The organism is Halorientalis salina (genome assembly GCF_005049285.1).
In the GTDB taxonomy this organism is placed as follows: domain Archaea; phylum Halobacteriota; class Halobacteria; order Halobacteriales; family Haloarculaceae; genus Halorientalis; species Halorientalis salina.
Genome location: NZ_SOSC01000009.1, coordinates 35547 through 58952 on the forward strand (window position 1 = coordinate 35547; position 23406 = coordinate 58952).

Consider the following 23406-nt stretch of genomic DNA (forward strand, 5'->3'; position numbering starts at 1 on the left):
AGAATATCGGTTCGTTCGTCACGACAGGACGGCCGCCAGTTCCTCGGCGACACGCCCGCCGAGTCCGGCTTTGCTCCCCGCGTATTCCTCGACGCTGTCGTCCCCGACCAGGAGGACCGTCGTTTCGGTCTCGCCCATCACGTCGGCGTGGTTGCCGACGACAAAGGCCAGTCCGGCGCGGTCCATCGTCTCCCGGGCGCGCTCGACGAGCATGTCCTCGCCACCCTCGGTCTCGACCTTGAAGCCGACGATGGGGAGCTCGGGGTGTTCCTCGCGGACGGTGTCGATGAGTTTCGGCGTCGGCGAGAGGTCCAGCGTCAGGGTCTCCTGACCCGATTTGATCTTCTCACCGGCGGCCTCGACGGTGTAATCGGAGATGGCGGCCGCCGAAATCAGGGCGTCGGCGTCGTCGGCGTGAGCCAGGACGCCATCCAGCATTTCGGCGGCGCTCTCGGCGTGTTCGACGGTGGCGTAGTGGCACTCCTCGGCGTACCGGTCGGCGTCGTGAACGAGCGTCACGTCGGCCCCGCGGACGTAGCAGGCCTTCGCCACGGCGCGGCCGGTCTTGCCCGACGCGCGGTTCGAGAGCGTCCGAACGGGATCGACCGACTCCGTCGTCGCGCCGCTCGTGACGACGACGTGCTCGCCGGCGAGCGAATCGGGCGTCGTCGCGCGTGCGACCTCGGTGACGATGGCGTCCTCGGAAGCGATCTTGGCTTTCTCCTCTTCGATCCGCGGGTCGACGAACTGCACGCCCCAGGACTCGACCCGGTCGATGGCATCGAGGACGCCCGGGTGGTCGTACATCGGTTCGTGCATCGCGGGGGCGACGACGACGGGCACGTCAGCACCCAGCGCGGTCGTCGCACAGGTCGTGACCGGCGTGTCGTCGACGGCGGCGGCGATCTTCCCGACGGTGTTTGCGGTCGCCGGAGCGACGAGGAACACGTCGGCCCACTCGTCGCGACCGCAGAGTTCGACGTGTTCGACGCTCCCGGTGATCTCGGTGACGACGGGGTTGTCGGTCGCGAACTCCACGGCCCAGGGGTGGACGATCCCCTGTGCGCTCTCGGTCATCACGCCGCGAACGGTCGCGCCGCGGCGACGGAGTTCGTGGGCGAGTTCGACCGTCTTCACTGCCGCGATGGAACCCGACACCCCGAGCGCGACGTGTACTCCCTCCAGCATCGTCTCACGCTTCTTCCGGCCGGGGTAAATTCCTGTGGGTCGGGACCGCTCTCGACCGGCCCCGTTTAAAAGAACCTTGTATGTGTCCGAGAAGCTTTAGTAGGGTCGACTTCGCAGACCTTGACGCTATGACGGACGATATCGTCTTTCCGAGTCAGGCGTGGTTCGACGAGTACAAAAACAAGGTCAACGAGGACGAGGAGTACGCCGACGTCTCCGAGGGATGGGGCGTCGACTTCAACGGCGACTTCATCTTCAAGATGACGGACATGCCCATCGACGACATCGACCTGGACGCGCTGCCGGCGGACCTCCAGGACGAACTCGACACGTACGTCGACGGCGGGACCGGCCAGGCCTTCGTCGGCCTGGAGGACGGCGAGTGTAGCGAGGCCTATCTCATCGAGTCGGACGACGAGGTCGAGCAAGGGTTCGTCCTCACGGGCACCTACGACAACTGGGTCGAACTGATCCGCGGCAACATCGGTGCGGTCGACGGGCTGATGTCCGGGAAGTTCGAGCTCGACGGCGACATGCAGAAGGTCCTGCAGTACTCCGACGCCGCCACCCTCCTGACCGAGGACGCCGGCAAGGTCGAGGCAGTCTTCGCCCACGAAGAGTACGCGAAATAGACCGACCAGGTCACCACTGACCGCGCCTGAACCCTGAGGGGGTGGGCGCGCTGTCTTCGGTTTTCCTCCTACGGTGCGTACGTGCCTTCGAGCGTCGCGTCCGCGAGCACGTGCCCCGTCATCGCGTCGTGGAGCGCGTCCTTGTCGGCGGCCGACGACAGGTCCAGCGTCGTATCCAGCGCGTAGCCCATGAACCGATAGGTGTGCTCCCGATCCGGCGGGTTCGGGCCGCCGTAGCCGTGTTCACCGTAGTCGTTCTGGCCCTCGACTGCGCCCTCGGCGTCCGCCGACCAGTCCTCGGGGATCTCCTCGGTGTCCGGGTCGACGTTCCAGACGAGCCAGTGGTCCCAGATCTTCCCCGCTGGCTCCTCGGCGTCCGGATCGTCGACGATCAGGACCAGCGACTCTGCCTCGTCGGGGACGCCCGTGATCGAAAGCGGCGGGTTGACGTTCGCCTCGGTGTATCCGTACTGCTCGGGAATCGGCTCGCCGTCCTCGAACGCGGGACTGGAGAGCTGTAAGTCTGGCATGGGATCGACCTCACTCTCGTCGTTCGACCGGCAGCGAAAAGAAACTACAGGGCCGGTTCGGGCCAACGCCCTCACCGGGAGACTCGCGGGTCGTTCCTCTCACGGGCCTCGCCCGTTCGAGCAGCGTTCGAAGACCGCTCACTCCCCGCTCGTACGTTCCGAGACGCTCCCTCTCGGTCGCGTCTCGCGTCAGTCGTCGGCTACTCGCCGCCGATCGCGGTTCGACACGCACAGCGGTCCTCACCCATCAATCGTCGGCGATGACCTGCCCCGGTTCGTTCGCGATCAGCCGATCGATCGCGTCGACCATGGCCTCGACCGACGCACGGGTGATGTCGGCGTCGGAGACGGCCACGGTCACCGAGTTGTCGCCCCGCGACATCACGACTTCGACGGTGACGACGGCGTCCGTCCCGCCGGTGATGGCGTCGACGTGGTAGGAATCGAGCGAGGCATCGGCGGCGTGCCCGAGCGCTTCCTGCACTGCTTGCACGGCGGCGTCGACCGGACCGGACCCGGTGCCGGAGGCGACGCGTTCCTCGCCGTCGATCTCGACGCGGACGCTGGCTGTCGGGGTGCCAGACCCGCTCGCGGCGGTCATCTCCAGGAGCCTGACGCGGCGGTCGCGGTCCTGACCGATGACCTCCTCGGCGATGGTCAGCAGGTCGGCGTCGGTGACGCGCTTGCCCCGATCGCCGATGGCCTTGACCCGCTGGACGATTTCGCCGATTTCGTCCTCGTCGGCCTCGAAGCCGTGTTCCTCCAGTGCGGCCTTCACGCCGGCTGCCCCGGCGTGTTTCCCGAGAACGAGCCGGCGTTCGCGCCCGACCTTCTCGGGCGGGTAGGGCTCGTACATCGTGTCGTCTTTGAGCGTGCCATCGGTGTGGATACCCGACTCGTGGGTGAAGGCGTTCTCCCCGATGACGGCCTTGTTCGGGGCCAGGGGCACGCCCGTCGTGTTCGAGATGAGTTCGGCCAGCGGGTACACTTCCGAGAGGTCCATCGGCTCGACGCCGTAGCCGTGGTCCAGGGCGATGGCGACCTCTTCTAACGCGACGTTGCCCGCGCGCTCGCCGATGCCGTTGATCGTACCGTGGACCAGGTCCGCGCCCGCGGCGACGGACACGAGGGCGTTCGTGACGGCCATTCCGAGGTCGTCGTGGGTGTGCGTGCTCGTCGGGCCGAGTTCGGTCATCGGCTTGATCCGTTCGAGCGTCTCGTCGGGCGTCGCGTGGCCGACGGTGTCGGCGTAACAGATGCGGTCGGCACCGGCGTCCATCGACGCGGCCATCAGCTCCGTGAGGTAGTCGGGGTCGGCGCGAGAGCCGTCCTCGCCGATGACCTCGACCCAGAGGTCGTGGTCCTTGGCGTATTCGACCAGTTCGGCCGTGTTCTCGATGTTGTCTTCGTGGGTGGTCCCGACCTTCTCCTCGATGTGTTTGTCGCTGCCCGGCACGACGATGGTGACGCCGTCGACGTCACAGTCGAGCGCGAGGTCGATGTCGTTCCGAATCCCGCGACAGAAACTCGTGATCGTCGCGTCCAGGTCCAGGTTCGTCACGCGCCGGATCGTCTCGCGCTCGCCGGAGCCGGTACAGGCGCTACCGGCCTCGATGAAGTCGATCTCGGCGTCGTCGAGTTTCCTCGCGATGCGGGCTTTCTCCTCGGGCGTCAGCGAGACGCCGGGAGCCTGCTCGCCGTCGCGCAGCGTCGTGTCCAGGAACTGTACGTCCTCTACCGATGCGAGGTCCGTCGTGTCGGGATGTCGCCCGAAGAAACGATTCTGAGTCACCGTCTGTCCACTTCCATCAGTTCGAACCGAGAATTTCGCGGCCAGCCGCCTTGCGGCGACTTCCTCTATCCTCCGTGTCGTATTCCGACATGGCTGGGTAGGTGTAGGGGAATACGTACCCATTAATCTATCTCTTTGCCAGCCTGCGCGAAAATCGGCCGACAGCACCGTCGCGGCCGGCGTCAGGCCGCCGCTTCGGCGTCGGTCTCGGAGCCGGGCGCGGACTCGCCGTCTTCGATAACGACCGTATCGCCCACCTCGACGCCCTCGGCGGCCCCCTTCGGGAGTTCGATGATCGTATCAGCCCTGGCAGCACCGATCCCGGTCCACGGCGAAAGTGTCGTCTTCTTGACAACCTCGTCCTCGCGGAGCCAGAGCACGTCCAGGGGCATCCGGACGAACAGCATGTGGATGTACTGCCGGGGAATCGTATCGAACAGCCTGTGTAAGAAGTCCGGGTCGTGGAAGTGAAAGACCAGCGCGTAGTCGTCGGGGATCGACGACCGCCCCATCAGGCCCTTGGTCTTCTCGCCGAACGACTCGGCGACGTCGACGTCCGTCGCCAGCGCCCGGCGGTCACCGGCCGGGTCGTGTACGACGCGCATACCAGTCCGGTCGAGCCGTCCTGTCAAAAAGATTTGGCCAGTCAGTCGTCGCTTCGCGGCGTGGCCGGGTCGGGCCGGTCGGTGATCACCGTCGCGCCGTCGTCGTCGCTGGGAATCTGGAAGCGTTCGACGAGCCCCTGCAACTCCGCCGCGTCGGCGTTGAGCGTGCGGACCTGCTCGACGGCGTTCGAGACCGAGGCCGTCTGCTCCTGTGCGGCGGCGGCGACGTTTTCGGCTTCGGCCGTGGTCTGCTCGCTGATCGACGCCACGTCGTCGACCATCCGAACGACCTGCTGGGTGGTCTCGGCCTGTTCGTCCGTCGCCGTCGAGATCTCCTGGACGCTCGTGTTGAGGTCGCCGACGACCTCGACGATGTCCTCGAAGTCGCGCAGCGTCTCCTCGATAGTGGTGATACTGCCGGACACCTGTTCGTTCATCGCGCGCACCCCGTCGACGGCCTCGCGGGACTCGGCCTGAATCTCGTCGATGAGCTCTGACACCTCGTCGGCCGAGGCACGGGTCTCGTCGGCCAGGTTCTTCACCTCGTCCGCGACGACGGCGAAGCCGTCACCATCGGCACCGGTGCGGGCGGCCTCGATCGAGGCGTTCAGCGCGAGCATGTTCGTCTCCTCGGCGATCTCTTCGATGAACGAGACGATCTGGTCGATCTCGTCGATGCGCTCGACGAGCGCCTCGACCTCGTCGGCGGTCCGCCCGATCCGCTCCTCGACGTCGTCGAGTTCGTCGATGGCGTCGACGGCGGCGTCCCGTCCGGATCGTCCCCGCTCGGCGGCCGCCTCCGCGGTCGTGGCGACCTCGTCGGCCGAGGCGGCGATCTCCTCGACCGTCGCCGAGAGGGTGTTCATCTCGGTCGCGATGGTCTGGAGTTGCTCGCTCTGGCTCGCGGCCCCCTGAGAGATCTCGTCGGTCGAGTCCGCGACCTCCTCGCTCGCGACGTTGATCTCGTCCATCGAGATCTCCAGATCGTTGCTCGCGTCCGCGACCGAGTGTGCGAACTCGGCCACGTCGCTGATCGTCGCACCGAGCGTCCCGAGCAACTCGTTGTAGTTCTCGACGACCGTCCGGTGGCGGTCGTTGTCGGCGTCGAGATCGAGCGTGGCCGTCAGATCGCCGTCGCGTGCCTCCTCGGTCACGTCGCCGAAGGCGTCGGCCATCGACTCCAGGTTCTGGGAGCGCTGTTCGAGTTCAGTCGTCATCGACTCCAGTTCCGTCGTGTACTCCTGGAGGCTGTCGGCCATCGTCGCCATGGACTCACCGAACTCGCCGGGCACGTCCTCGTCCAGCGCCGGGTCCTCGAAATCCTGGCGCGCCAGGGCGTCGGCTTGCCTGTCGACGGTCCCGAGGTACTCGCTCATCGAGACGAAGGCGTTCGTCAGCCGGCCGACCTCGTCTCGCTGATCCAGCCGCGACACCTCCGCGTCGAGGTCGCCGGCGGCGATCGACGTCGCCGCCTCGTCGAGTCGAACGAGCGGGTCGACGAAATCCACCCGCGTGATCAACAGCGTGTTCACGAACGCGACCGTGGCCGCGAGCATGAGCGAAGCGACCAGCACGATCCGAATCGTGCCCGAGAGCACGAACGGGAGCACGGCCTGCCCCAGGGAGATCGAAAACTGGATCGCCACCGCCGCGACGATCTTCCGCTCTACGGATTCGGTGACGCCGAGCAGATCCATCGTCCCCCACAACAGATCCTGATATGTCTCGAATACAGCGTGGCTCATGTGACCTATATCTCGATGCGGGCCGTTTAAATCGACACCCTCTGTTCTCAAACTTTGAAAAGGAGAGGGGAACGAGCCGAGGATCGTATCGTTCACCCATCTGCACGGTGGTTCACGGGGCACGGTAGTACCGCGTTCGAATTTGGAAGCCGCACTGGCGTACTCGACACGACGCGGTCGCCCGACAGCGGAGTCGACGGACTGGCCCGAGATCGTCGAGAGCTGCCAGCCGATCGTGAGGGCGAGTCACGTCCCGGCGGCGGCGAGTACACGGCCGATTGAAGGGAGTCGAGGTACAGGGGGACGACATGGAAAAGACGCCCTCGGGGACCTCGGTCGGGGTCGACGATCCCTACGAGTTCGTTGGCCGGTGTGATCACCTGACCGACGAGGGTCGCTGCCGGTTCGCCGTCGAGCAGGGCGACCGCGACCCCGGGTTCGCCGACGCCCGGAGCGCCGAGGAGTTCCGCTGTCCGGTAGCGGGGGACCCCGACGAGGACGAGGCGTCCGGCCCCTGGGAGTGGGACGAATGCCCGCACTTTCGGTGTCGCAATCGGGATCGGCGAGGCGTGAGCGGAGTGAACGCCTCGGACAGCGCGAGCGGTGGAACCGCGAGCAGGGAGTGTGCCCGCTGCGGACTCGAAGAGCGGCGGATGGCCCACTCCGAGGAGCGGCCGCTGCTGGAAGAGCATCACCTGTCGTATCGCAGTGGGTCGACCCACGGCGATGGCGACCCGAGCCACGAGATCACGGTCTACCTCTGTCGGTGGTGTCACGCCAAGGTCCACGACTCCTGGGCCCGGGTCGACGACGACGCCAATCCCGACCCCGAGGCCATCGCCGAACAGGAGTCCCGGCGGGCGCGCGAACAGGACGAACTCGGTTTCGAGTCGGCGGCCGACCGCTTCGACCGCGAGGAGTGAGACGTCGCCCACGTCCATCGTCGTCGGCGTGGCCACGTCCAAATATCAAAGGAGATAATTGCAGAGCGGGTACTAAATGGCGGTCGAAACGAGATCCGAGTAGGAGGGGCCGCGAGCATGCACGTCACGAAGCGGAGTCTGGGAGTCAACTACATCGCCGGGATCGGTCTCGTGTTGAGCGGGATACTCCTGGCACAGCTCCTGGTCACTCCGCAGTCCGGCGTTCCGGTCTGGGCGATAACCGGATTCGGACCGGCACTCGCGCTCGGCTCCACGCTGTACTGGCTGCCACGCATCGACCTCGACGACGATCAGGTCTGGCGGGTCGCAGAGTGCGGTGCGCTGGGTCTGGAACTCACGACCCTCGTCGTCGTCGGGTTGCTCTGGTTATCAGTCTCTGTAACAGAAGCGACGAGTGCCCAGGTCGCGATCATCGCGAACACCCTCGCGACGGGAACCGTCCTGGGCGTCCTCGGTGGGGCGGTCTGGGAGATTCACAACACGAACGAGCGCATGGCGGTTCGGACGGAGGTACTCAATCGCGTCCTCCGACACAACCTCAGGAACGACATGACGGTCGTGTTCGGCCAGCTCGAACAGGTCCGCGCGAACGTCGACGAGCCCCAGCAGTCCCGAATCGACACCACGCTGGAGAAACTCGACGGGCTGCTGGAGATGACCGAACAGGTGCGGGCGGTCGACGCAGCCCTGGGCCGTGGCAGCCAGACACACCGGCCCGTCGACGTCGTCGACTGCATCGACTGCCGGGTCGAGGAGATTACGACGGCACAGCCGGCGGTCACGATCCACACGGACTGTCCGGCGGAGGCCTGGGCCCACGCGGACGACATGCTGGGGACGCTACTGGACAACATCGTCGGCAGCGCCGTCGATCACGGCGACGGCGACCCGACCCTGTACGTCCACGTGACGACCAGCGCCCAGTGGGTCGACATCTCCATCGAGGACGCCGATCACACGTTGCCCGTACAGGACCTCGCGGTGGTCTCGTCCGGCAGGGAGACGAAACTGGACCACGGCTGCGGGATCGAACTCTGGCTCGTCGACTGGCTCGTCGAGAAGTACGACGGCCAACTCACGATAGAGAGCGCCGACGACGGATTGAGCCTCATCGACATCAGACTCCCGCGGGCCGACGGCCGGAGCCGACTCGGGCTGTGATACGGTTTGCTGGAGCTGTGTCCCGCGACGACCGCCCCATCGTGGCAGTCGATGCGGAACTGATCTACACACGTCCGTATGAGCAGGACCCGTCTCCGTTTCAGCGGATATATACACGCTCGCCGACTGGGACCCATCAAATGACGCGTATCGACGTGGTGGACAACCACGGGCAGTTCACGCATCTCGAACAGCGGGCCCTGCGGGACATGGGCGTCGACGTCGAACTCGTCGACAACACCACCCCGCCCGAGGAGATCACGGCCGACGGCCTCGTGCTCTCCGGTGGCCCGGACATGGACGACATCGGTCGCTGTCCCGACTACCTCGACCTCGACGTTCCGGTGTTCGGCATCTGTCTTGGCATGCAACTCATCGCGGACGAACTTGGCGGGACAGTCGGCTCCGGCGACTACGGCGGCTACGCCGACGTGACCGTCGAGATAACCGACGCCGACGACCCGCTGGTCGGCTCGCTGGCCCCCGAAACCCGCGTGTGGGCCAGCCACGCCGACGAGGTCAAGGAGGTCCCCGAGGGCTTTACCCGCACCGCCACGAGCGACGTCTGCGGCGTCGAGGCGATGAGCGACACCGACCGAGCGCTCTTCGGCGTCCAGTGGCACCCGGAGGTCTCCCACACCGCCGAGGGCGAGGAAGTCTTCGAGAACTTCCTGGCAGTCTGCGAGTAGACCGACGGGCGAGTTCCTGTCGATTTTCGTCGAACGCCCAGCGACCGCCCACGCCGACGGACGCTAGCTCGTCGGTTCGGCTCCCGAGCGCTCCGTTCGGGACCGTCCCACACCCATCAGGGGCGTGTCAAAAGTTATAGACCCGGCGGGGTGAAAGACGGGTACGATGACAGCTACACAGGGGGACCTCGCCAGCCTCTCCCGGTTCGTCTTCCGTGCGCCGAGCTGGTATTCGAGTCTCACCTTCGCGCTCTGTCTCGCCGCAGTCACCGGGGTTGCGGCCTTCGATTCGCGGTTCGTCCTGGGCGACGCCTGGGAGGGCGTGTTCTTCATCGGGCTGCCGACCATCGCCGCCAGCGTCCTGACGCCGTACGTCGATGGCTGGCTGGGCGGCCAGTTGACGCCCAACCGGGCGTCGCTTCTGGCGCTTTCCTGTGAACTCGTCACCATCGCGTTCCTGACGGTCGCGGGCGTCGTCGCGCTGGTCGCGGGGTTCGGACAGGAGTTCGTCTTCGACGTGCTCATCGCCGCGCTGGGCGCGATCTTCGCGCTCAGACTGTTCGTGACCGTCGCGGTCTCGCGGCACTCGCTCCCGGTCGCGGCCATCCCCGCGAGCATCCAGACCGCCGCGGCCGCGCTCTTGCTGTTCGTCTACAGCGGCACGCTCCGGTACTTCGAGATCGGCGGACCCCTGACCCGATCGTACCTCTCGCGCCCGCAGGAAGCACCGCCGGAACTGCTGGTGGTCACGCCCGACGACTTCGTCATGCTCGCGGTCGTCTGTCTGCTCTACGCGACGGCCGTCTGGCTGTTCCTGCTGGCCATCGACCAGCCCTGGCGGCGCAGCCTCGACGTCTCGGTGCTGGATTTCATCCGAGGGTTCATCGGCCACATCGCGGAAGGGACCCGCGAACTGGAGGACTTCTTCGAGGAGATCGGCGAGGAGGCCGTCGTCCCCGTGACGGTGCTCGTCTTCCGGACGCCCGACGGGACCGAGAAGGCGCGGTTCGTCCTGCCGATGATCCATCCCGGCCCGATGGGCGAGATCGGCGGCGGCAATCTCCCAGAGCGAGTCGCCCGGAACGCCGATGGGCTGGCCTTCCCGCCCCACGCCACCGCCGGCCACGACTTCAACCTCGTCACCGAACGCGAGGTCGGCACGATCATCGACGCCGCCGAGCGCGCGGGCGACGAGATCGAGTTCACCGACGAGGCGACGGTCAGCGTCCGCACCGACGAGGGCGAGGCCTCACTCATCGGCCAGGCCTTCGGCGACGACGCCCTCGTCGTCACGACCTACGCACCGGGCTTCGCCGACGACGTGGCCTACGCCGTCGGCCTCTCGGCCACCGCCGAAACCCGTTCTGCCGGCCTAGACGACGTGATGCTCGTCGACGCCCATAACTGCAACAACGGCCTGGAGGGCGAGGACCTGGGCCACGTCACGCCGGGCAGCAAACGCTCGTTCGACATGATCCAGGGCGCGGGCGCGCTCGGGGACGCGGTCGTCGAGGCGCGCCGCGGCCAGCCGAAACTCGGCGTCGCCTGGGACGAAACCCCGTGGGAACCCGAAGACGGTATCGGACCGCTGGGGATCAGGGTGTCCGTCCTCGACGTCGAGGGTCACCGGACCGCCTACGTCCTCGTCGACGGCAACAACATGGAGCCGGGCCTCCGCGCGAAACTCGTCGAGCGCGTCGAGGAGAACGCGGGGGACATCGACGAGACGGAGGTGATGACGACCGACACCCACATCGTCAACACCGTCGAGGCGGACAACCAGGTCGGTGCGGCCATCCCAGACGACGAGTTGCTAGCCATCGTGGCGGACCTCGTCGACCGGGCCGTCGACGACCTCGAACCCGTCGAGGCCGGGATGGCGAGCGAACGCGCCGAGGTCACCGTCTTCGGCAACGACCGCACGGAGACGCTGGCCTCCCACGCCAACGCGATGGTCTCGATGGGGAGCTATCTGGCCGCCGTGTTCATCCTCGCCGTCTTCACCGTCTCCGTCCTCCTCTTTTTCCTGGCCTGACCCGTTCGTATAAAACAACGAATACGTTCTGCATCGCGTTCTGACGCGTAAAACGCCCGATAAATATAGATAGCTGGGCTGGGTATCACCTGCGAACGAACTCTCCTCCGACATGTCATCAAACGCCCACCGGTTACGTACCGATCGTCTGTCGCTGTTGGTCCTGGTTATTTGTCTCATCGGACTGTGTGGCGTCGCGACGGCCACCGTCGCAGCCGATTCGGCACCTGCGACGGGAGTCAACGCGACGACGGCACAGGACTCGGCCACCTCGACGCCTGCCATCGACCTCGCGCTCGACGGCCGGACCGTCGACGACGAGCGACGAATCGTACAGGGCGACCCGACGCTGACGATCAACGCATCCGTGGGTTCGTCCGTCCCGGACGGCACGACCATCGAGAGCGTCGTCATCAGAGTCAACGGCGGGACGTATCGGAGTTACAGCCCGGAGGAGTCGCCGACCGAGATCACCGCCGATCTCCCACTGAACCGCGGGAACAACTCCGTCACGGTCATCGTCGAGGACAGCGCCGACAACGTCAACTCACGGGAGATCGACGTGGCCAAAGACGACCTGGCACCGTGGATCGGACTGACCGCACCCTACCAGTCGAAACTCACCTCCTCGATCCCGAACGGCACCACCGACACCGCAAACGAGACCTTCGGCGTCCGCGCGGGCGATTTCAGCGGCATCGACTACGCGACCGTCACGGTCGATTACAACGAGACCTACGAGTCCGAACACGCCGGCCAGACGACGGGTTTCTCGAACGTCGAGACCATTCGGATCGACGAGCCCGGCAAGCGCTTCACACAGAACGCGCTGCTCGGGTACGGCAACAACACGGTGTCGATCTCGGTCGTCGACGACATCGGCAACAGGCGAACGGAACGGTTCAATCTCGAAGTCGTCGACGACCAGGCCCCGTCGGTCGCGATCGACCTCTATCCGGAGCAGACGACGAACCACCAGGTCGAACTGTCGGGGACCATCGAGGACAACGTCTGGCTCAGAAACGCGTCGATGCAGGTCGTCAACCTCGACCGGAAGGAGGAAGTCGAGAACGTGAGCGACGGCTACAAGCTCTGGAACTACTCCAGACAGCTCAAGAGCCCGCAGGACTACGACCACGACGATTCGGGCCGCACCCTGGAGTTCGAAGAGCGGATCGACCTCCAGCCGGGACTCAGCGAGGTGACCATCCGCGGCACTGACCACCTCGGCAACACCGTCACGCGCACGATACAGATCGAGCGCCTCGAATCGGCGACCCAGGCCGACAGAGAGCCGCCGACGGTCACGATCGACCGGAACAAGACCCGCCTGCGCGAAGACGGTCGCGTCCGGCTGGTCGCCTCCGTATCCGACCCCGACTGGGACATCGACAACATCGCCATCGAGACGTCGAACCTGTCCAGCGGGGAGATATACGACTTCGAGCAGTTCCGCTCGCTCGGGAACCGCAACGAAGTGAGCATCAACACGTCCCTCCGGAGCGGCACCGGCAACGGGACGCTCGTCGTCCGAGCCAGCGCCCGCGACCGGGAGGGCCAGGAGGACGTCGCCATCCAGCAACTCAAGCGCCAGGTCGACCGCCCGTCCGAACCGGAGACCGATCCCAGTACGGACGTGACGCCGACCACGACCGACCCGACGACACGGCAAACGGAGCAGACGCCCACCGAGTCGACCCCGACCTCGACGCCGGCCAATAGCACGACCGAGGCCGAGGAGGAGGACGATGAAGACGACGAGGACGAGTCCGGCGGCCTGCTCGGCGGCCTCGTCGGCGCGATCGTCGGGTTCGTCATCGCCATCGTTCCCTTCGTCGTCGGCGGCATCGTCTTCGTCACCGTCTCCTACTTCGTCCTCCGCCGGGTCCGCGAAGAGGGCAGCGAGAGCGCGGGCTGATCGGCCGCGTTGCCACTGTTTCGTGTCGCGATCGTCGAGAGAAGACCGACGACCCTCAGTCCGCGAACAGGTCGTCGACGGCGCTGCGTGCGGCGAGTGCCGCGTCGTCGGCGACGCGTTCGGGGTCGTGGGTGTCGTCGGGTGCGTTCAGATAGACGTCGACCTCGAGGACGCCCTCCTCGAAGGTGACCGTCACGTCGAGGTCGGTGACGTCCGACTGCCTGTACCGCGAGAAGACGAGGCCTTCAGCGGCCTCCGCGGCGGTCTGAACCACTTCTTCGTCGGTCGGCTCGCCCATTCGTCTCAGGCACCGCCGGCGCCCGGCCCCATCGGACCGCCGCCGCCACCGCCGGCGCCGCCGAGCAGCTGCTGGAGCTCCTGCTGGAGTTCCTCGAACTGCTCCTGAACGCGCTCTTCCTGCTTTTCGAGCGTGTCGACGCGAACGCCCAGGTTCTCGACTTTCTCCTCGAGGTCCTCTTTGGCTTCGGCGTACTCGGTCTTGACGAGGAGTTCGCCGACCTCGCGGTACATCGTGGCGTCCTCCTCGACGTCCTCGAGCTCGTCGAGGGCCGTCTCGGACTCGGTGAGCTGGGTCTCGGCCTGCTGTTTCTGGGCCGCGACCTGCTGGGCCGTCTCCTGGAGGTCCTGCAGTTCCTCGATTTTCTCCTGTGCTTCCGGCGGTAGATTACCCTGCATACCCTGACCCTCGGCATCCGGAGTGAAAAACCCACGCATCTACGCACAGGCGCGACCGAAAGCCCGTTACGTGTACGGCGTCCCGACAGTGCCCCACGGATCGGAGATCCGCGCCCGCCACACCCCTTAAGCAGTTCCCGACCCAGGTCCCTCGTATGCCCGAAACGGTGACTGCCTACGACGGGACGACGGTCACGGTCGAACACGTCAAGCCCCTCGCCAACGGCGGGGCGCGCTTCGACATCGAAAGCGAGGACGGCCGGAAGTGGCGGGTCGACATCACCCGGGCGGGGGAGACGGAACTCGTGACCAGTTGGCGAGACGGCGAGCTCGCGGATCTCGACGTGCCGGACTGGCTGGAGGACATCCTGGAACGGGTCCGCATGGCAGGGTAGCTGTCGGCCGTCGCGACGCCGATACCGAGACAGCGGGGACCGCGCCGCTCAGGGGGTGGACTGTTCGGCCCGGTTGTCGATCGCCCGGACGTGTTCGGCCCACTTCTCGACGGTCGGTTGCCCCCAGTACCGGGCCGTGTGGCTCCGCGGATCGTACTCGATGAGTCCCGCCGCCGCGAGCTTCGGGAGGTGGCGGTGGTGGAGGTCGATGGCGAACCGCTCGCGCTCCCCCTCGTCGGCCAGCGCATCGGCGATCTCGTCGAGCGTCACCACGGCCCCCGCCGCCCGCATCAGGTACAGACAGATCCGACGTCGATCGTCGTCGGCGAGCAGTTCGAACACCGTGTCGATCGGCGGCGTCACCGCCGCGGACCCCGACCCCAGCGGGGTCTCAGTGACAATGCCCTCCCCGTCCTGCTGTGGTTGAAAGTCGTCAGTCATTGAATCTGGTACAACTTCGTCGGTCTACCCCCAAGAGCGGTATACCTAGACACCTAGGTCCGGTCGGACGCATCGTCGAGATAGGCCGCCAGCAGTTTCCGCTGTGCGTGCCGGAGGTGTTGGTGGAGCGTTGCCGAGGCGATGTCGAGCGACGCGGCGATCTCCTCGGCAGTGCTGTCGCGCGGCCAGTCGAAGTAGCCCCCGAAGTACGCCGCGTTGAGGACCGCCCGTTGCCGGTCGGTGAGGTCGTCACGCAGTTGTTCGCGCAGCCCGACGGGAGCAGTCTCCCAGCGATCGACCTCGTGTTTCGAGACCAGCGACATGTCGCCGTAGACGTCCAGTCGATCGGTGATCGTCCGGATGTCGGTGTCCCGCGGCGCCTCGACGACGACGCGGAGCGCGTCGTCCTCGGCGACCACCTCGACGGGCCTGACACCGGAGTCGATGAGCACCGATGGGATGGAGTCGGGGTACTGGATCTCGAAGACGGCAGTCTCGCCGTCGGACCGCACCAGACGGAGCCCGTCGGGCGCGAACTCGCTTTCGTTCGCAGCCGCCATGACCGCCTCCGACTCGGCACCGTTGAACGCCACGTAGTGGAGAAAGCCGCCGTTCGACGCCTCGGCCGAGCCGAGGAGTCGGCAGGTGCAGTCGAGTGTCGACGAGATGTCTGCCGTCAGCGTCCGGGGACTGGTAAGCTCGAACGTCAACTCCAGATGGCTATCCGATTCGATGAGCCGTCGGTTTCGGGTGGCGCTGATGGCGAACCCGACCATCTCGCCGAGGACCTCGAACGCCTGGATCTCCCGCTCGCTGAACGCCCCCGCGCGGTCGGCGTACACCCCGAGAACGCCGTGGACGACGTTGCCGTACGTGAGCGGGATGACTGCAACCGACCGGAACCCGTGTTCGAGTGCGGCCTCCCGGAACGGCTCGAAGAGCGGGTCGGACTCGACGTCGTGGGTCACCGTGACGTCGCCCGTTTCGAGCGTTTTCGCCACCGGCCCGGAGCCGTCGATCCCGGGGTCGGCCGGAATCTCCACCGTCGAGAGGTACTCCGACCCCGCACCGGCCCAGGCCCGCGGCTCGACGTACTGATCGCTCGGGGGCTGGGCTCCGATGAACGCGAACCGATACAGCGGGGAGCCGGCGAGTCGCTCACAGACGGTCGCTTCGATCTCCTCGCGCGTCGCGGCCGACGCGAGCGAGCCGACGGTCTCCTGGACGAGTTCGTTGATGCGATCGAGCGTTTCGAGTTCGTCCCGCTGTGTCTCCAGCCTGGCTTTGCCGTCGCGCAGCCGCTGTTCGCGGTCCGCCCGATCGAACGCCGCCCTCACGTCCGCCGCGAACAGCCGCCCGAGTTCCAGGTCCGACTCGTCGAACGCCGCCGGTTCGGCCGATGCGATGGAGAGCATCCCGTGTCCCTCGATCGGGAGCAACAGCGCGCTCCGGGCCGGGTCCGGATCGTCCTTCAGATCGATCTCCCGGAGGTCGTCGACGACGACCGGGTCGCCCCGTTGGTACACGTCCCCGACGAACCCTTCGTCGACCCCGTACGACGGCATTTGCGTCCGGCGGAACCGGTCGTCGTTCGTCTCCTGTGCGACGGTATCGAGGGTTTCACCCGTTTCGTCGAGCAGACGGACGCCGACGGTCTCGAACCCGAGTCGCTCCGCGGCCGCCGCCGTCCGCTCGGCGACGGCTGCTTTCGTCTCGGCCGCCATCAGCTCCTGTGAGACCTCGTGGAGGGCTCTGACCAGCTCTTCGCGCTCCTTGCGGTCGGTGATGTTCCGAACGACGCCGACCGTCCCGCCGAACGCGTCCTCGCTCGGCAGCAGTGAGAAGCGGTTCTCGACGTACAGCATCCGGCCGTCCGGCCGCTCGATGGCGTCTTCCATGGTCGCGACCGTTGCGTCGCCCGACAGGAGTTCCTGCCTGCGTCGGTCCACCGCCGCCGCGTCGAGATGACTGAACTCGTCGACGGGCTTGCCGATGATGTCCGCGCGGTCGGTGTCGAACATCTCGACGATAGCGTCGTTGACCATCGTGATCCGGTTGTCGCCGTCGGTCATGTAGACGCCGTCGTCGATCGTCTCGACCAGCGTCTCGTATTTCTCCAACTCGGACGTTCGTTTGCGCAACCGCTCTTCGCGGTCTGCTCGCTCGAACGCAGCCTTCACGTCCGCGACGAACAGCCGCCCCAGTTCGAGGTCGGTCTCGTCGAACGCCGCCGGTTCGGTCGCGGTGATCGTTATCATCCCGTACCCGTCGATCGGCAGTAACAACGCACTCCGGACGGATTCGTACCGTCTCGCCGCGTCGGCGTCACGCACGTCGTCGACGATGACGGGTTCACCGCGCTCGTAGGCCTCACCCACGAACCCGTCACCGACCGGATACGACGGGCGCAACTCGTCGAGCCGTGCGTCGCCGGTTTCGACCGCGACCACCTCCAGAGCGCCGTCGCGCAGCAATCGCACGCCGGTCGTCGCGGCGTCGAAATGGGTGCCGATAACGCCCGCTGCCGTCACCGCGACCTCCGTCACCGTTTCGGCGTCCATCAGTTTGCGACTCCCCTCGTGGAGGCTCTCGAACAGCCCCAGGCGCTCCTTGCGGTCGCTGATGTCCCGTATCAATCCCAGCGCCCCGAGTTCGTCGCCGAGGGGGATGAACCGAACCTCGATGGGGAACGCCTCGCCGCAGGCGTCGACCGCCCGCCCCTCGATCGTCGCGACGGTCCCCCCGTCACGTTCGGCCAGTTCCCGCCGGACGCGGGTTCCCTTCGCGGCCGTCCCCTCGGAAACGAACTCCGAGAGGTGGGTACCCAGTGCCGCCTCGCGGTCGAGCCCGAACATCGAGGCGAAGGCCTCGTTGGCCTCTCGCACCCGCATGTCGTCGTCCACGACGTACATCGCGTCGCCGATCTCCTCGATGAGTCGCTCGTACCGTTCGAGGTCCTCCTCGCGGCGTTTTCGCTCGGTGATGTCCGTCACGAACCCCTCGAGTACCTCCACCCCGGCTTCGGTTTCGACGCACCGCCCCTGTTCCCAGACCCACCGTTCGGTCCCCTCGCTCGTGATGATCCGGTACGTGACCGTAAACGGTTCGTCCGCGTCGATAGCCCGCTGGATACGCCCCCAGAGCCGGTGGCGGTCCTCGGGGTGGACAACGTCCGTTCCCCACGAAACCGCAGCGGTTTCGAGCGCCTCGGAGTCGTACCCCGTTAACTCCCCACAGCCTTCGCTGACGAACTCGACGGGCCAGCTCGGTTCGTTCCGACACCGATACATCATCCCCGGAACGTTGGCCACGAGCGTCGAGAACCGGCGCTCCCGTTCTCGGCTCCGCCGCTGAGCTTCCAGCAACTCCGAGATGTCCCGAGCCGTCCCGACCATCCCCCAGACGGTTCCGTCCTCGTCGGTCAGCGGCGAGGCGGTGAACTCGTGGGGGATGCGTTCGCCGGCTTTCGTCAGCAGCGGCGCTTCGAGCGTGACCTCCTCGCCGGCAGCGACCGTCGCCAGCGCCTCCGTCGCCTCGGACTCGTACTCGTCGGGGATGATATCGAACTCGTGTAACTCCGCGATCTCCGCGTCGGTGTACCCGGTCACCTCGGGAAACCGGTCGTTCCAGTCGACGAACCGCCCCCGTCGGTCCACCACGTAGAGGAGGTCCGAGATCGCGTCGAGAACCTCTCCGCTCAGGTCGTCACCCTCCGGCCACTCCGCTCGACTGTCCTCGTCGAGGAACCAGCTCCCGGTCGTGTTACTCATAGAAGACTCCCACCATCGTCCCTGTCAGTACACCGGTCGACCCTGAAGGAAATAAGCGTACTGCCGTTGTCAGTTACTACACCGTTCGGCGACCGACACCAGCGTCAGCCAGGTGTTGACGCCGGCCCGGAGCGCCACGAGGTCCTCGGCCAGCACCGTCAGTTCGACCAGACACCCGTCGCGCGAGATGGTCGCTTTCGTCCGGTCGCCGGATATCTCGCCGATCTCCTGTCGGACGCTGCGTTCGACGATCCGCGCGCGCTCGCCGTCGTCGTACTCGAACTCCAGAACGGCGTCGTGGACCGCCTCCGGCACCGTTAGTTCACGTCGATCTCTTTGACGTCGCGGCTCCGCTCTTTCAGCAGGACGCGGTGTCCGCAGTACGGACAGCGGACGCCGCCGTAGCTATCCAACTCGACGTCGCGCTTGCATCGGGAACACTTGTAGCTCATAGCTGTGAGATAACGACGGCGATCACTTAGTCTTCGTCCTCGGCGAGTGCCGCGCGGATCGAGCGCGTCACCGTCTTGCCACCGGGCGTCTCCGGCCGGTAGGTGCCGCCGGCGAACTTGTAGTCGCAGTAACCACACTGCCAGATACCGGTTCCCTGGCGCTCGACGCTGTCTTTGCCGCACTCGGGACACTCGTGTTCGTCCCGCATGTCCTTCTCGATCTCCGCGACGCGGCGGCGGGCGACACGACCGTAGCGAGCGCCGAACCGACCCGCGCTCCCCGTGCGTTCGTCTGTAGCCATAGTACCGTACCATCGACAGGGCGTGTGTTTAAACCCTGCGAGTTCTGCCCGACGGAGTCACTCTTTCAGTCCGGCCTCGGTGAGCGCCTCGTTGATGTCCTCGCGCACTCGTTCGCCGAGTTCGCGGTCGCCCGCGGTCGTCACCACGCGGTTCTCCTGGACGCTGGAGCCGTCGCGGATGAGCATGCGGACGTTCCCGTTGGCGTCGGCCCGCGTCGCCTTCGCCCGGACGCCCGTCCGCGACCCCGAGCCGCCGGCGTCGATGGGACCCGGAATGATCTTCTTGACGTGGGGATGGCTGGCCACCGTCTCCAGGGCCTGTTTCCCGGCGCGCTCGCCGATGAGCGTGGTGTGTGAGCCGCCGAGCTTCTCGGCCATCGATCCCTCGACGACCTCCAGTGCGGGCTGGCCCCGCCGCTCGATGACCGCGGTCACGGGGTCCTCGGCCTCGACGCGGTAGAACTCGTAGTGGAGTTGGCCCCGAACGGCCCGCAACACCTCCCGGTCGCCGGTGGCGTACACCTCCTCGGGGCGTTTGCGCCGCACCTCGTCGGCGACGAGGCCGGCGAAGTTGCGCAGTTCGATCACGTCCGACTCGCCGTCCGCCTGTTCGGGCGTCGTCGTCACCGTCCGCGCGCTGACGGTCTCGTCTTCGAACAGCGCCGTCACGGTCGCCCGTTCCCGAGCCAGGTCCAGCACCACGGTGTCGGCGTTTTCGGTCCGACAGACCAGGCAGTAATCGCCCGGTCTGTCGAGTTTGGACCCGCAATGCCGACACTCCATGTCCCGCTTTCGGGCCGACGCCCGGATAAGCGAGGCGGTTCGAGGTTACCCGAGCGCTTCGGGGTCGGTCTTCAGGAACTCCCGCATCAGCACCGTCGCGTAGCTCCCCTTGGGCAACTGGAACGAGAAGGTGAGCGGGTCCCGGTCGACCGTCAGCGCGGTTCGGACCATGATCGCTCGGCGCGTCCCCGTCGAGTGGAACTCCTCCGGCAGGTCGAAGGCCGCGGGTTCGAGTCCCATCTCGGCCAGGACCTCGCGTTCGATCGCTCCGGGTTCGCCGTCGCCCAGATCCGTCTCGGTCCCCACGAGCGGTGCGGTGACGAACGCCCGGCCGCGCTCGCAGTGGCGCGCGACCGTGTCGACCCGGCCCTCGTCGACGCGCTGGAGTCGGTCGGTGTCGGGCAGGGGAAATTCCTCGGGCGCGTCCCGGTCGGCGAAACAGACCACGTCGCCGGCGACGGGGCGGTCGAATGGGAGGCCCCGTTCCAGTCGCTCCGAGAGGATTCGGTTGAACACGTACGACTGGGCGGCGTTGACGAACAACTGCTGGAGGTTCGTCGGCAACCGCTCCAGTGCGTCCCGGAAGTCCTCGGGCTCCTCGCCCCCGTTCTCAGCCAACTGGTGACACATAGAGCGCTCGTACCGCAACCACCCCGGGAGCTCGTCGAGCGTGCCCTGCCAGTCGCGAGTCTCCTCCGCGTACGCGCGGGCCGCCTGGGTTTCCTCGGGTTCGCGCTCCGACGGACTGCCTACGTAGGCAAGTACTGCGTCCTCCCAGTTGCCCCGGACGATTTCGAGGCCGACCTCGTGGGTAACCGGGCGCTTGCTGCCGAACCGCTGCTGGCCGAAGTAGTTCGGGACCGCGACGGTCGCTTGCTGGTCGTCGGGGTCCTCACCCCCGAACGCGCGCAGGTCGGCGGTGATGGGTTCGGCGTTGTCGGGACTGGTCGGGTCGCGGACGACCACCTCGAAGGCGTTGCCGGCGAGGTCGCCGAAGAGGATGGGGCGACCGGTCCGACCCAGGACGGAGACGTCGGCGTCCGAGAGGGCCACGTCGGCCACGGCGTCGGGGTCGGCGCTCTTGACGGAGAACAGCTGGGTCGTGACGGCGTGTTTGTCCTTCGTGCCGGCCCAGGAGACGCGTTCACGGCTGATCTCCAGTTTGTCGGAGAGCGCGCTGGCGAAGTCGTTGGTGTCCCAGCCGCGCAGGGTCGCCCGCAGGAGGACGTGCGGGTACGAGCCGGGATCGGCGTCGACCGGTTCGGGGTCGAACGCTTCGAGTTCCTCGACGCGGAAGTCGGCTGGCGACTCCCGGAGGTGCCCGCCCACGCCGTCGGGCTCGCTGACGTAGTACTCCATCCCCACGGCCTGCTCGACGGGCTGTGCCTCGCGCATCAGCCGGCCACCGTCCACTGATTCATCGCCCCGGCGTTCGGGCCGGTCGCATAAAAGGCTGGAGATCCGTCCCGCCAGGGCGGCGATGCAGCGGCACTGGCTGCCGGTATCGACAGCCAGTCCTGAATCGTGAGAACAAGTAACGCCTTTTTGGTTATGGGCATCGTCCGTTCAGATGTAGAGGGACACATCGTCGATCGACGCATCGAGCGGCAATCAGCGAATTCAACGGAGCAATGATGGACATCAGGGATATCGTTTCGACTGACTACGTAGCATTTCAAGCCGACCAGCGCGTCTCGAAGCTCGTGGGGGCATTCGACGATCCGGACGTGAGAGGCGTGGTCGTGACCAACGACGGGGAGTACGAGGGGGTCGTCACTCGCCGCCAGCTGGCCGCCTCCCAGCACCAGCCCGAGGAGAAGGTCCAGTCGCTCGTCTGGTCAGTCCCCCGGCTCGCACCCGGCGAGGACATCCGCGAGGTGGCCCGGCTCATGATCGACAGCGACTCGAAGGTGTTGCCGGTGTTCGAGGGCGAGAACCTGGTGGGCGTCGTCACCGCCGCCGATATCATCGAGAAGGTCAAACCCAACCTCTCGGAAGCGACGGTCGACCAGGCGGCCACCGACGACCTCGTCACCGTCGAACCGGCGACCACCTTCGGCGAGGCCATCCACGAGATGCGCGAACACCGCATCACGCACCTGCCGGTCGTGGAGGACGGGGACGTTGCGGGCATCGTCAGCCTGTACGACGTCGTCGGCCTCGCCGCCCGGTCGATCGAGCAGAGCCAGGGCGGCAACGCCGGCGGCTTCGACGGCCACGGCGGCACCGGGTCCAGTGGCGGATTCCGCTCACACGGCGGCTTCGGAGCGCGTGACGGCGAGCGCGATCGGATGCTCGACCTCCCGGTCCGGGACGTGATGGTCTCGCCAGTTCGGACGATCGAGCGCGAAGCGACGCTCGAAACGGCCGTCGAGGAGATGGACGAGGTGAACGGCTCCGCGCTCGTCGTCGTCGACGGCGACGAGCCGACCGGGATCGTCACCAATACCGACGTACTGGACTCGCTGACCTGGGGCGTGGAGGGCTCCCGTGCCGTCGAAATCTACGGCGCGGACTACCTCGACGACATGAGCTACGAGGACGTCAAATCGGTCGTCGACGACCTCGACGGCCGGGACAGCGGGATGAGCGTCCTCGACGCGAAAGTCCACCTCCACCAGCACGACGAGAAACTGCGAGGGACGCCCCTGCTGATGGCGCGCATCAGGCTCTACACCGACGACGGCCTGTTCATGGCCAGCGGCGAGGGGTACGGCGCGAAGGCAGCCATCGGCGAGGCCCGCGAGACGCTCGAACGCCGCATCCGCGACAACAAGACCTACGGCCAGTCGAAGAAACATCCCGACGAGGCCTACTGGCACAAGCGGTTCGGCTGGATGCTCGAAGAGTGACGGTTACGTCGCCTCGGCGGCGTTGACCACGACGACCGGAACCGGTGCCGAGCGGATGACTTTTTCCGTGACGCTGCCGATTATCTCCCGTTCGTCCCCGGTTCGACCGGCGGTCGCCATGACCACGATATCGATGTCGTGCTCGTCGACGTAATCGAGGATGGCTTCGTGGGGAATACCCAGGTCGACCGACGATTCGACGCCGTCGATACCCGCCGTTTGGGCCCGCTCGACGACCTCGTCGACGGCTCCACGCCCCGCGTCTTCGAGCCGTCCGTACATGTCGGTGTCAGTGAAATCGTCGATCGTCTCGGCCATCTGTACCGACTCGATCACGTAGTAGGTGTGCAAGTCGGCGTCGTAGCGCTCGGCGAGTTCGATCGCGTGTTCGATAGCGATAGCTGACCCGTCAGATCCGTCCGTCGGAACGAACACAGAGTCGTACATATCCAACTCGGCTCTCCGGTCGCCCCTTG

General features: G+C 66.5%; 23 protein-coding genes. 8 read left to right on the forward strand and 15 right to left on the reverse strand.

Features of this window, described 5'->3' with window-relative positions:
* Window positions 1-18: 18 nt before the first annotated feature.
* Window positions 19-1188 (reverse strand): bifunctional phosphopantothenoylcysteine decarboxylase/phosphopantothenate--cysteine ligase CoaBC, encoded by a 1170-nt coding sequence (gene coaBC, locus E2481_RS14600; RefSeq protein WP_136717895.1) that lies wholly within the window; start codon window positions 1186-1188, stop codon window positions 19-21.
* Between the two features lie 128 nt (window positions 1189-1316).
* On the opposite strand from coaBC, the gene E2481_RS14605 reads away from it, so the two are divergent.
* Entirely contained in the window at window positions 1317-1820 is a 504-nt protein-coding gene (locus E2481_RS14605) for an SCP2 sterol-binding domain-containing protein (RefSeq protein WP_250137837.1), read from the forward strand.
* Between the two features lie 68 nt (window positions 1821-1888).
* On the opposite strand, the gene E2481_RS14610 is transcribed toward E2481_RS14605, so the two are convergent.
* From E2481_RS14610 to E2481_RS14625, 4 genes are all read right to left on the reverse strand, one after another.
* The gene (locus E2481_RS14610) at window positions 1889-2350 is read right to left on the reverse strand and encodes a YbhB/YbcL family Raf kinase inhibitor-like protein (RefSeq protein WP_136717897.1); all 462 of its coding nucleotides are present in this window, start codon (window positions 2348-2350) and stop codon (window positions 1889-1891) included.
* 247 nt (window positions 2351-2597) lie between these two features.
* Window positions 2598-4265, reverse strand: coding sequence for a (R)-citramalate synthase (locus E2481_RS14615; RefSeq protein WP_136717898.1), 1668 nt, complete (start codon window positions 4263-4265; stop codon window positions 2598-2600).
* 59 nt (window positions 4266-4324) lie between these two features.
* Window positions 4325-4747, reverse strand: coding sequence for a DUF192 domain-containing protein (locus E2481_RS14620; protein ID WP_136717899.1), 423 nt, complete (start codon window positions 4745-4747; stop codon window positions 4325-4327).
* 41 nt (window positions 4748-4788) lie between these two features.
* Window positions 4789-6492 (reverse strand): methyl-accepting chemotaxis protein, encoded by a 1704-nt coding sequence (locus E2481_RS14625; RefSeq protein WP_250137839.1) that lies wholly within the window; start codon window positions 6490-6492, stop codon window positions 4789-4791.
* 308 nt (window positions 6493-6800) lie between these two features.
* Here E2481_RS14625 and E2481_RS14630 point away from each other — a divergent pair, with 308 nt between their 5' ends.
* From E2481_RS14630 to E2481_RS14650, 5 genes are all read left to right on the forward strand, one after another.
* On the forward strand, window positions 6801-7415 hold the full coding sequence (locus tag E2481_RS14630; RefSeq protein WP_136717900.1) for a DUF7097 family protein: 615 nt from the start codon (window positions 6801-6803) through the stop codon (window positions 7413-7415).
* A gap of 117 nt (window positions 7416-7532) precedes the next feature.
* Entirely contained in the window at window positions 7533-8597 is a 1065-nt protein-coding gene (locus E2481_RS14635) for a sensor histidine kinase (RefSeq protein WP_136717901.1), read from the forward strand.
* A gap of 140 nt (window positions 8598-8737) precedes the next feature.
* On the forward strand, window positions 8738-9286 hold the full coding sequence (locus E2481_RS14640) for a GMP synthase subunit A (RefSeq protein WP_136717902.1): 549 nt from the start codon (window positions 8738-8740) through the stop codon (window positions 9284-9286).
* Between the two features lie 166 nt (window positions 9287-9452).
* Window positions 9453-11321, forward strand: coding sequence for a DUF2070 family protein (locus E2481_RS14645; RefSeq protein WP_136717903.1), 1869 nt, complete (start codon window positions 9453-9455; stop codon window positions 11319-11321).
* Window positions 11322-11478: 157 nt separating this feature from the next.
* Window positions 11479-13239, forward strand: coding sequence for a hypothetical protein (locus E2481_RS14650; RefSeq protein WP_169302458.1), 1761 nt, complete (start codon window positions 11479-11481; stop codon window positions 13237-13239).
* Between the two features lie 55 nt (window positions 13240-13294).
* On the opposite strand, the gene E2481_RS14655 is transcribed toward E2481_RS14650, so the two are convergent.
* Both E2481_RS14655 and E2481_RS14660 read right to left on the reverse strand, forming a co-directional pair.
* Window positions 13295-13537 (reverse strand): DUF3194 domain-containing protein, encoded by a 243-nt coding sequence (locus tag E2481_RS14655; RefSeq protein WP_136717905.1) that lies wholly within the window; start codon window positions 13535-13537, stop codon window positions 13295-13297.
* A gap of 5 nt (window positions 13538-13542) precedes the next feature.
* Complete coding sequence (locus E2481_RS14660; RefSeq protein WP_136717906.1) at window positions 13543-13935, reverse strand: prefoldin subunit beta; 393 nt, start codon at window positions 13933-13935, stop codon at window positions 13543-13545.
* A 155-nt stretch (window positions 13936-14090) separates the two neighbouring features.
* On the opposite strand from E2481_RS14660, the gene E2481_RS14665 reads away from it, so the two are divergent.
* Window positions 14091-14330 (forward strand): hypothetical protein, encoded by a 240-nt coding sequence (locus E2481_RS14665; RefSeq protein WP_136717907.1) that lies wholly within the window; start codon window positions 14091-14093, stop codon window positions 14328-14330.
* A 48-nt stretch (window positions 14331-14378) separates the two neighbouring features.
* On the opposite strand, the gene E2481_RS14670 is transcribed toward E2481_RS14665, so the two are convergent.
* The 7 genes from E2481_RS14670 to truD form a co-directional block, all read right to left on the reverse strand.
* Window positions 14379-14771, reverse strand: a complete 393-nt coding sequence (locus E2481_RS14670; RefSeq protein ID WP_136717908.1) for a winged helix-turn-helix domain-containing protein — start codon at window positions 14769-14771, stop codon at window positions 14379-14381.
* Window positions 14772-14824: 53 nt separating this feature from the next.
* Window positions 14825-18541: a PAS domain S-box protein gene (locus tag E2481_RS14675; RefSeq protein ID WP_136717909.1), complete on the reverse strand. Its 3717-nt coding sequence runs from the start codon at window positions 18539-18541 to the stop codon at window positions 14825-14827.
* Window positions 18542-18610: 69 nt separating this feature from the next.
* Window positions 18611-18856 (reverse strand): KEOPS complex subunit Pcc1, encoded by a 246-nt coding sequence (locus tag E2481_RS14680; protein WP_136717910.1) that lies wholly within the window; start codon window positions 18854-18856, stop codon window positions 18611-18613.
* A 2-nt stretch (window positions 18857-18858) separates the two neighbouring features.
* The gene (locus E2481_RS14685; protein ID WP_136717911.1) at window positions 18859-18993 is read right to left on the reverse strand and encodes a DNA-directed RNA polymerase subunit P; all 135 of its coding nucleotides are present in this window, start codon (window positions 18991-18993) and stop codon (window positions 18859-18861) included.
* Window positions 18994-19019: 26 nt separating this feature from the next.
* The gene (locus E2481_RS14690; RefSeq protein ID WP_136717912.1) at window positions 19020-19295 is read right to left on the reverse strand and encodes a 50S ribosomal protein L37ae; all 276 of its coding nucleotides are present in this window, start codon (window positions 19293-19295) and stop codon (window positions 19020-19022) included.
* 57 nt (window positions 19296-19352) lie between these two features.
* Window positions 19353-20078: a DUF2103 domain-containing protein gene (locus E2481_RS14695; RefSeq protein WP_136717913.1), complete on the reverse strand. Its 726-nt coding sequence runs from the start codon at window positions 20076-20078 to the stop codon at window positions 19353-19355.
* A 45-nt stretch (window positions 20079-20123) separates the two neighbouring features.
* Entirely contained in the window at window positions 20124-21473 is a 1350-nt protein-coding gene (gene truD / locus E2481_RS14700) for a tRNA pseudouridine(13) synthase TruD (RefSeq protein ID WP_136717914.1), read from the reverse strand.
* Between the two features lie 239 nt (window positions 21474-21712).
* Between truD and E2481_RS14705 the strand changes: the two genes are divergently transcribed.
* Window positions 21713-22930, forward strand: coding sequence for a CBS domain-containing protein (locus E2481_RS14705; protein WP_136717993.1), 1218 nt, complete (start codon window positions 21713-21715; stop codon window positions 22928-22930).
* A gap of 3 nt (window positions 22931-22933) precedes the next feature.
* Here E2481_RS14705 and E2481_RS14710 read toward each other — a convergent pair whose 3' ends face one another.
* Complete coding sequence (locus tag E2481_RS14710; RefSeq protein ID WP_136717915.1) at window positions 22934-23377, reverse strand: universal stress protein; 444 nt, start codon at window positions 23375-23377, stop codon at window positions 22934-22936.
* Between the last annotated feature and the right edge of the window lie 29 nt (window positions 23378-23406).

Coding starts and splice junctions, on each gene's coding strand:
- coaBC (WP_136717895.1), bottom strand. CDS start 1,188: ATGCTGGAGGGAGTACACGTCGCGCTCGGGGTGTCGGGTTCCATCGCG.
- E2481_RS14605 (WP_250137837.1), top strand. CDS start 1,317: ATGACGGACGATATCGTCTTTCCGAGTCAGGCGTGGTTCGACGAGTAC.
- E2481_RS14610 (WP_136717897.1), bottom strand. CDS start 2,350: ATGCCAGACTTACAGCTCTCCAGTCCCGCGTTCGAGGACGGCGAGCCG.
- E2481_RS14615 (WP_136717898.1), bottom strand. CDS start 4,265: ATGGGTACGTATTCCCCTACACCTACCCAGCCATGTCGGAATACGACA.
- E2481_RS14620 (WP_136717899.1), bottom strand. CDS start 4,747: ATGCGCGTCGTACACGACCCGGCCGGTGACCGCCGGGCGCTGGCGACG.
- E2481_RS14625 (WP_250137839.1), bottom strand. CDS start 6,492: ATGAGCCACGCTGTATTCGAGACATATCAGGATCTGTTGTGGGGGACG.
- E2481_RS14630 (WP_136717900.1), top strand. CDS start 6,801: ATGGAAAAGACGCCCTCGGGGACCTCGGTCGGGGTCGACGATCCCTAC.
- E2481_RS14635 (WP_136717901.1), top strand. CDS start 7,533: ATGCACGTCACGAAGCGGAGTCTGGGAGTCAACTACATCGCCGGGATC.
- E2481_RS14640 (WP_136717902.1), top strand. CDS start 8,738: ATGACGCGTATCGACGTGGTGGACAACCACGGGCAGTTCACGCATCTC.
- E2481_RS14645 (WP_136717903.1), top strand. CDS start 9,453: ATGACAGCTACACAGGGGGACCTCGCCAGCCTCTCCCGGTTCGTCTTC.
- E2481_RS14655 (WP_136717905.1), bottom strand. CDS start 13,537: ATGGGCGAGCCGACCGACGAAGAAGTGGTTCAGACCGCCGCGGAGGCC.
- E2481_RS14660 (WP_136717906.1), bottom strand. CDS start 13,935: ATGCAGGGTAATCTACCGCCGGAAGCACAGGAGAAAATCGAGGAACTG.
- E2481_RS14665 (WP_136717907.1), top strand. CDS start 14,091: ATGCCCGAAACGGTGACTGCCTACGACGGGACGACGGTCACGGTCGAA.
- E2481_RS14670 (WP_136717908.1), bottom strand. CDS start 14,771: ATGACTGACGACTTTCAACCACAGCAGGACGGGGAGGGCATTGTCACT.
- E2481_RS14675 (WP_136717909.1), bottom strand. CDS start 18,541: ATGAGTAACACGACCGGGAGCTGGTTCCTCGACGAGGACAGTCGAGCG.
- E2481_RS14685 (WP_136717911.1), bottom strand. CDS start 18,993: ATGAGCTACAAGTGTTCCCGATGCAAGCGCGACGTCGAGTTGGATAGC.
- E2481_RS14690 (WP_136717912.1), bottom strand. CDS start 19,295: ATGGCTACAGACGAACGCACGGGGAGCGCGGGTCGGTTCGGCGCTCGC.
- E2481_RS14695 (WP_136717913.1), bottom strand. CDS start 20,078: ATGGAGTGTCGGCATTGCGGGTCCAAACTCGACAGACCGGGCGATTAC.
- truD (WP_136717914.1), bottom strand. CDS start 21,473: ATGCGCGAGGCACAGCCCGTCGAGCAGGCCGTGGGGATGGAGTACTAC.
- E2481_RS14705 (WP_136717993.1), top strand. CDS start 21,713: ATGGACATCAGGGATATCGTTTCGACTGACTACGTAGCATTTCAAGCC.
- E2481_RS14710 (WP_136717915.1), bottom strand. CDS start 23,377: ATGTACGACTCTGTGTTCGTTCCGACGGACGGATCTGACGGGTCAGCT.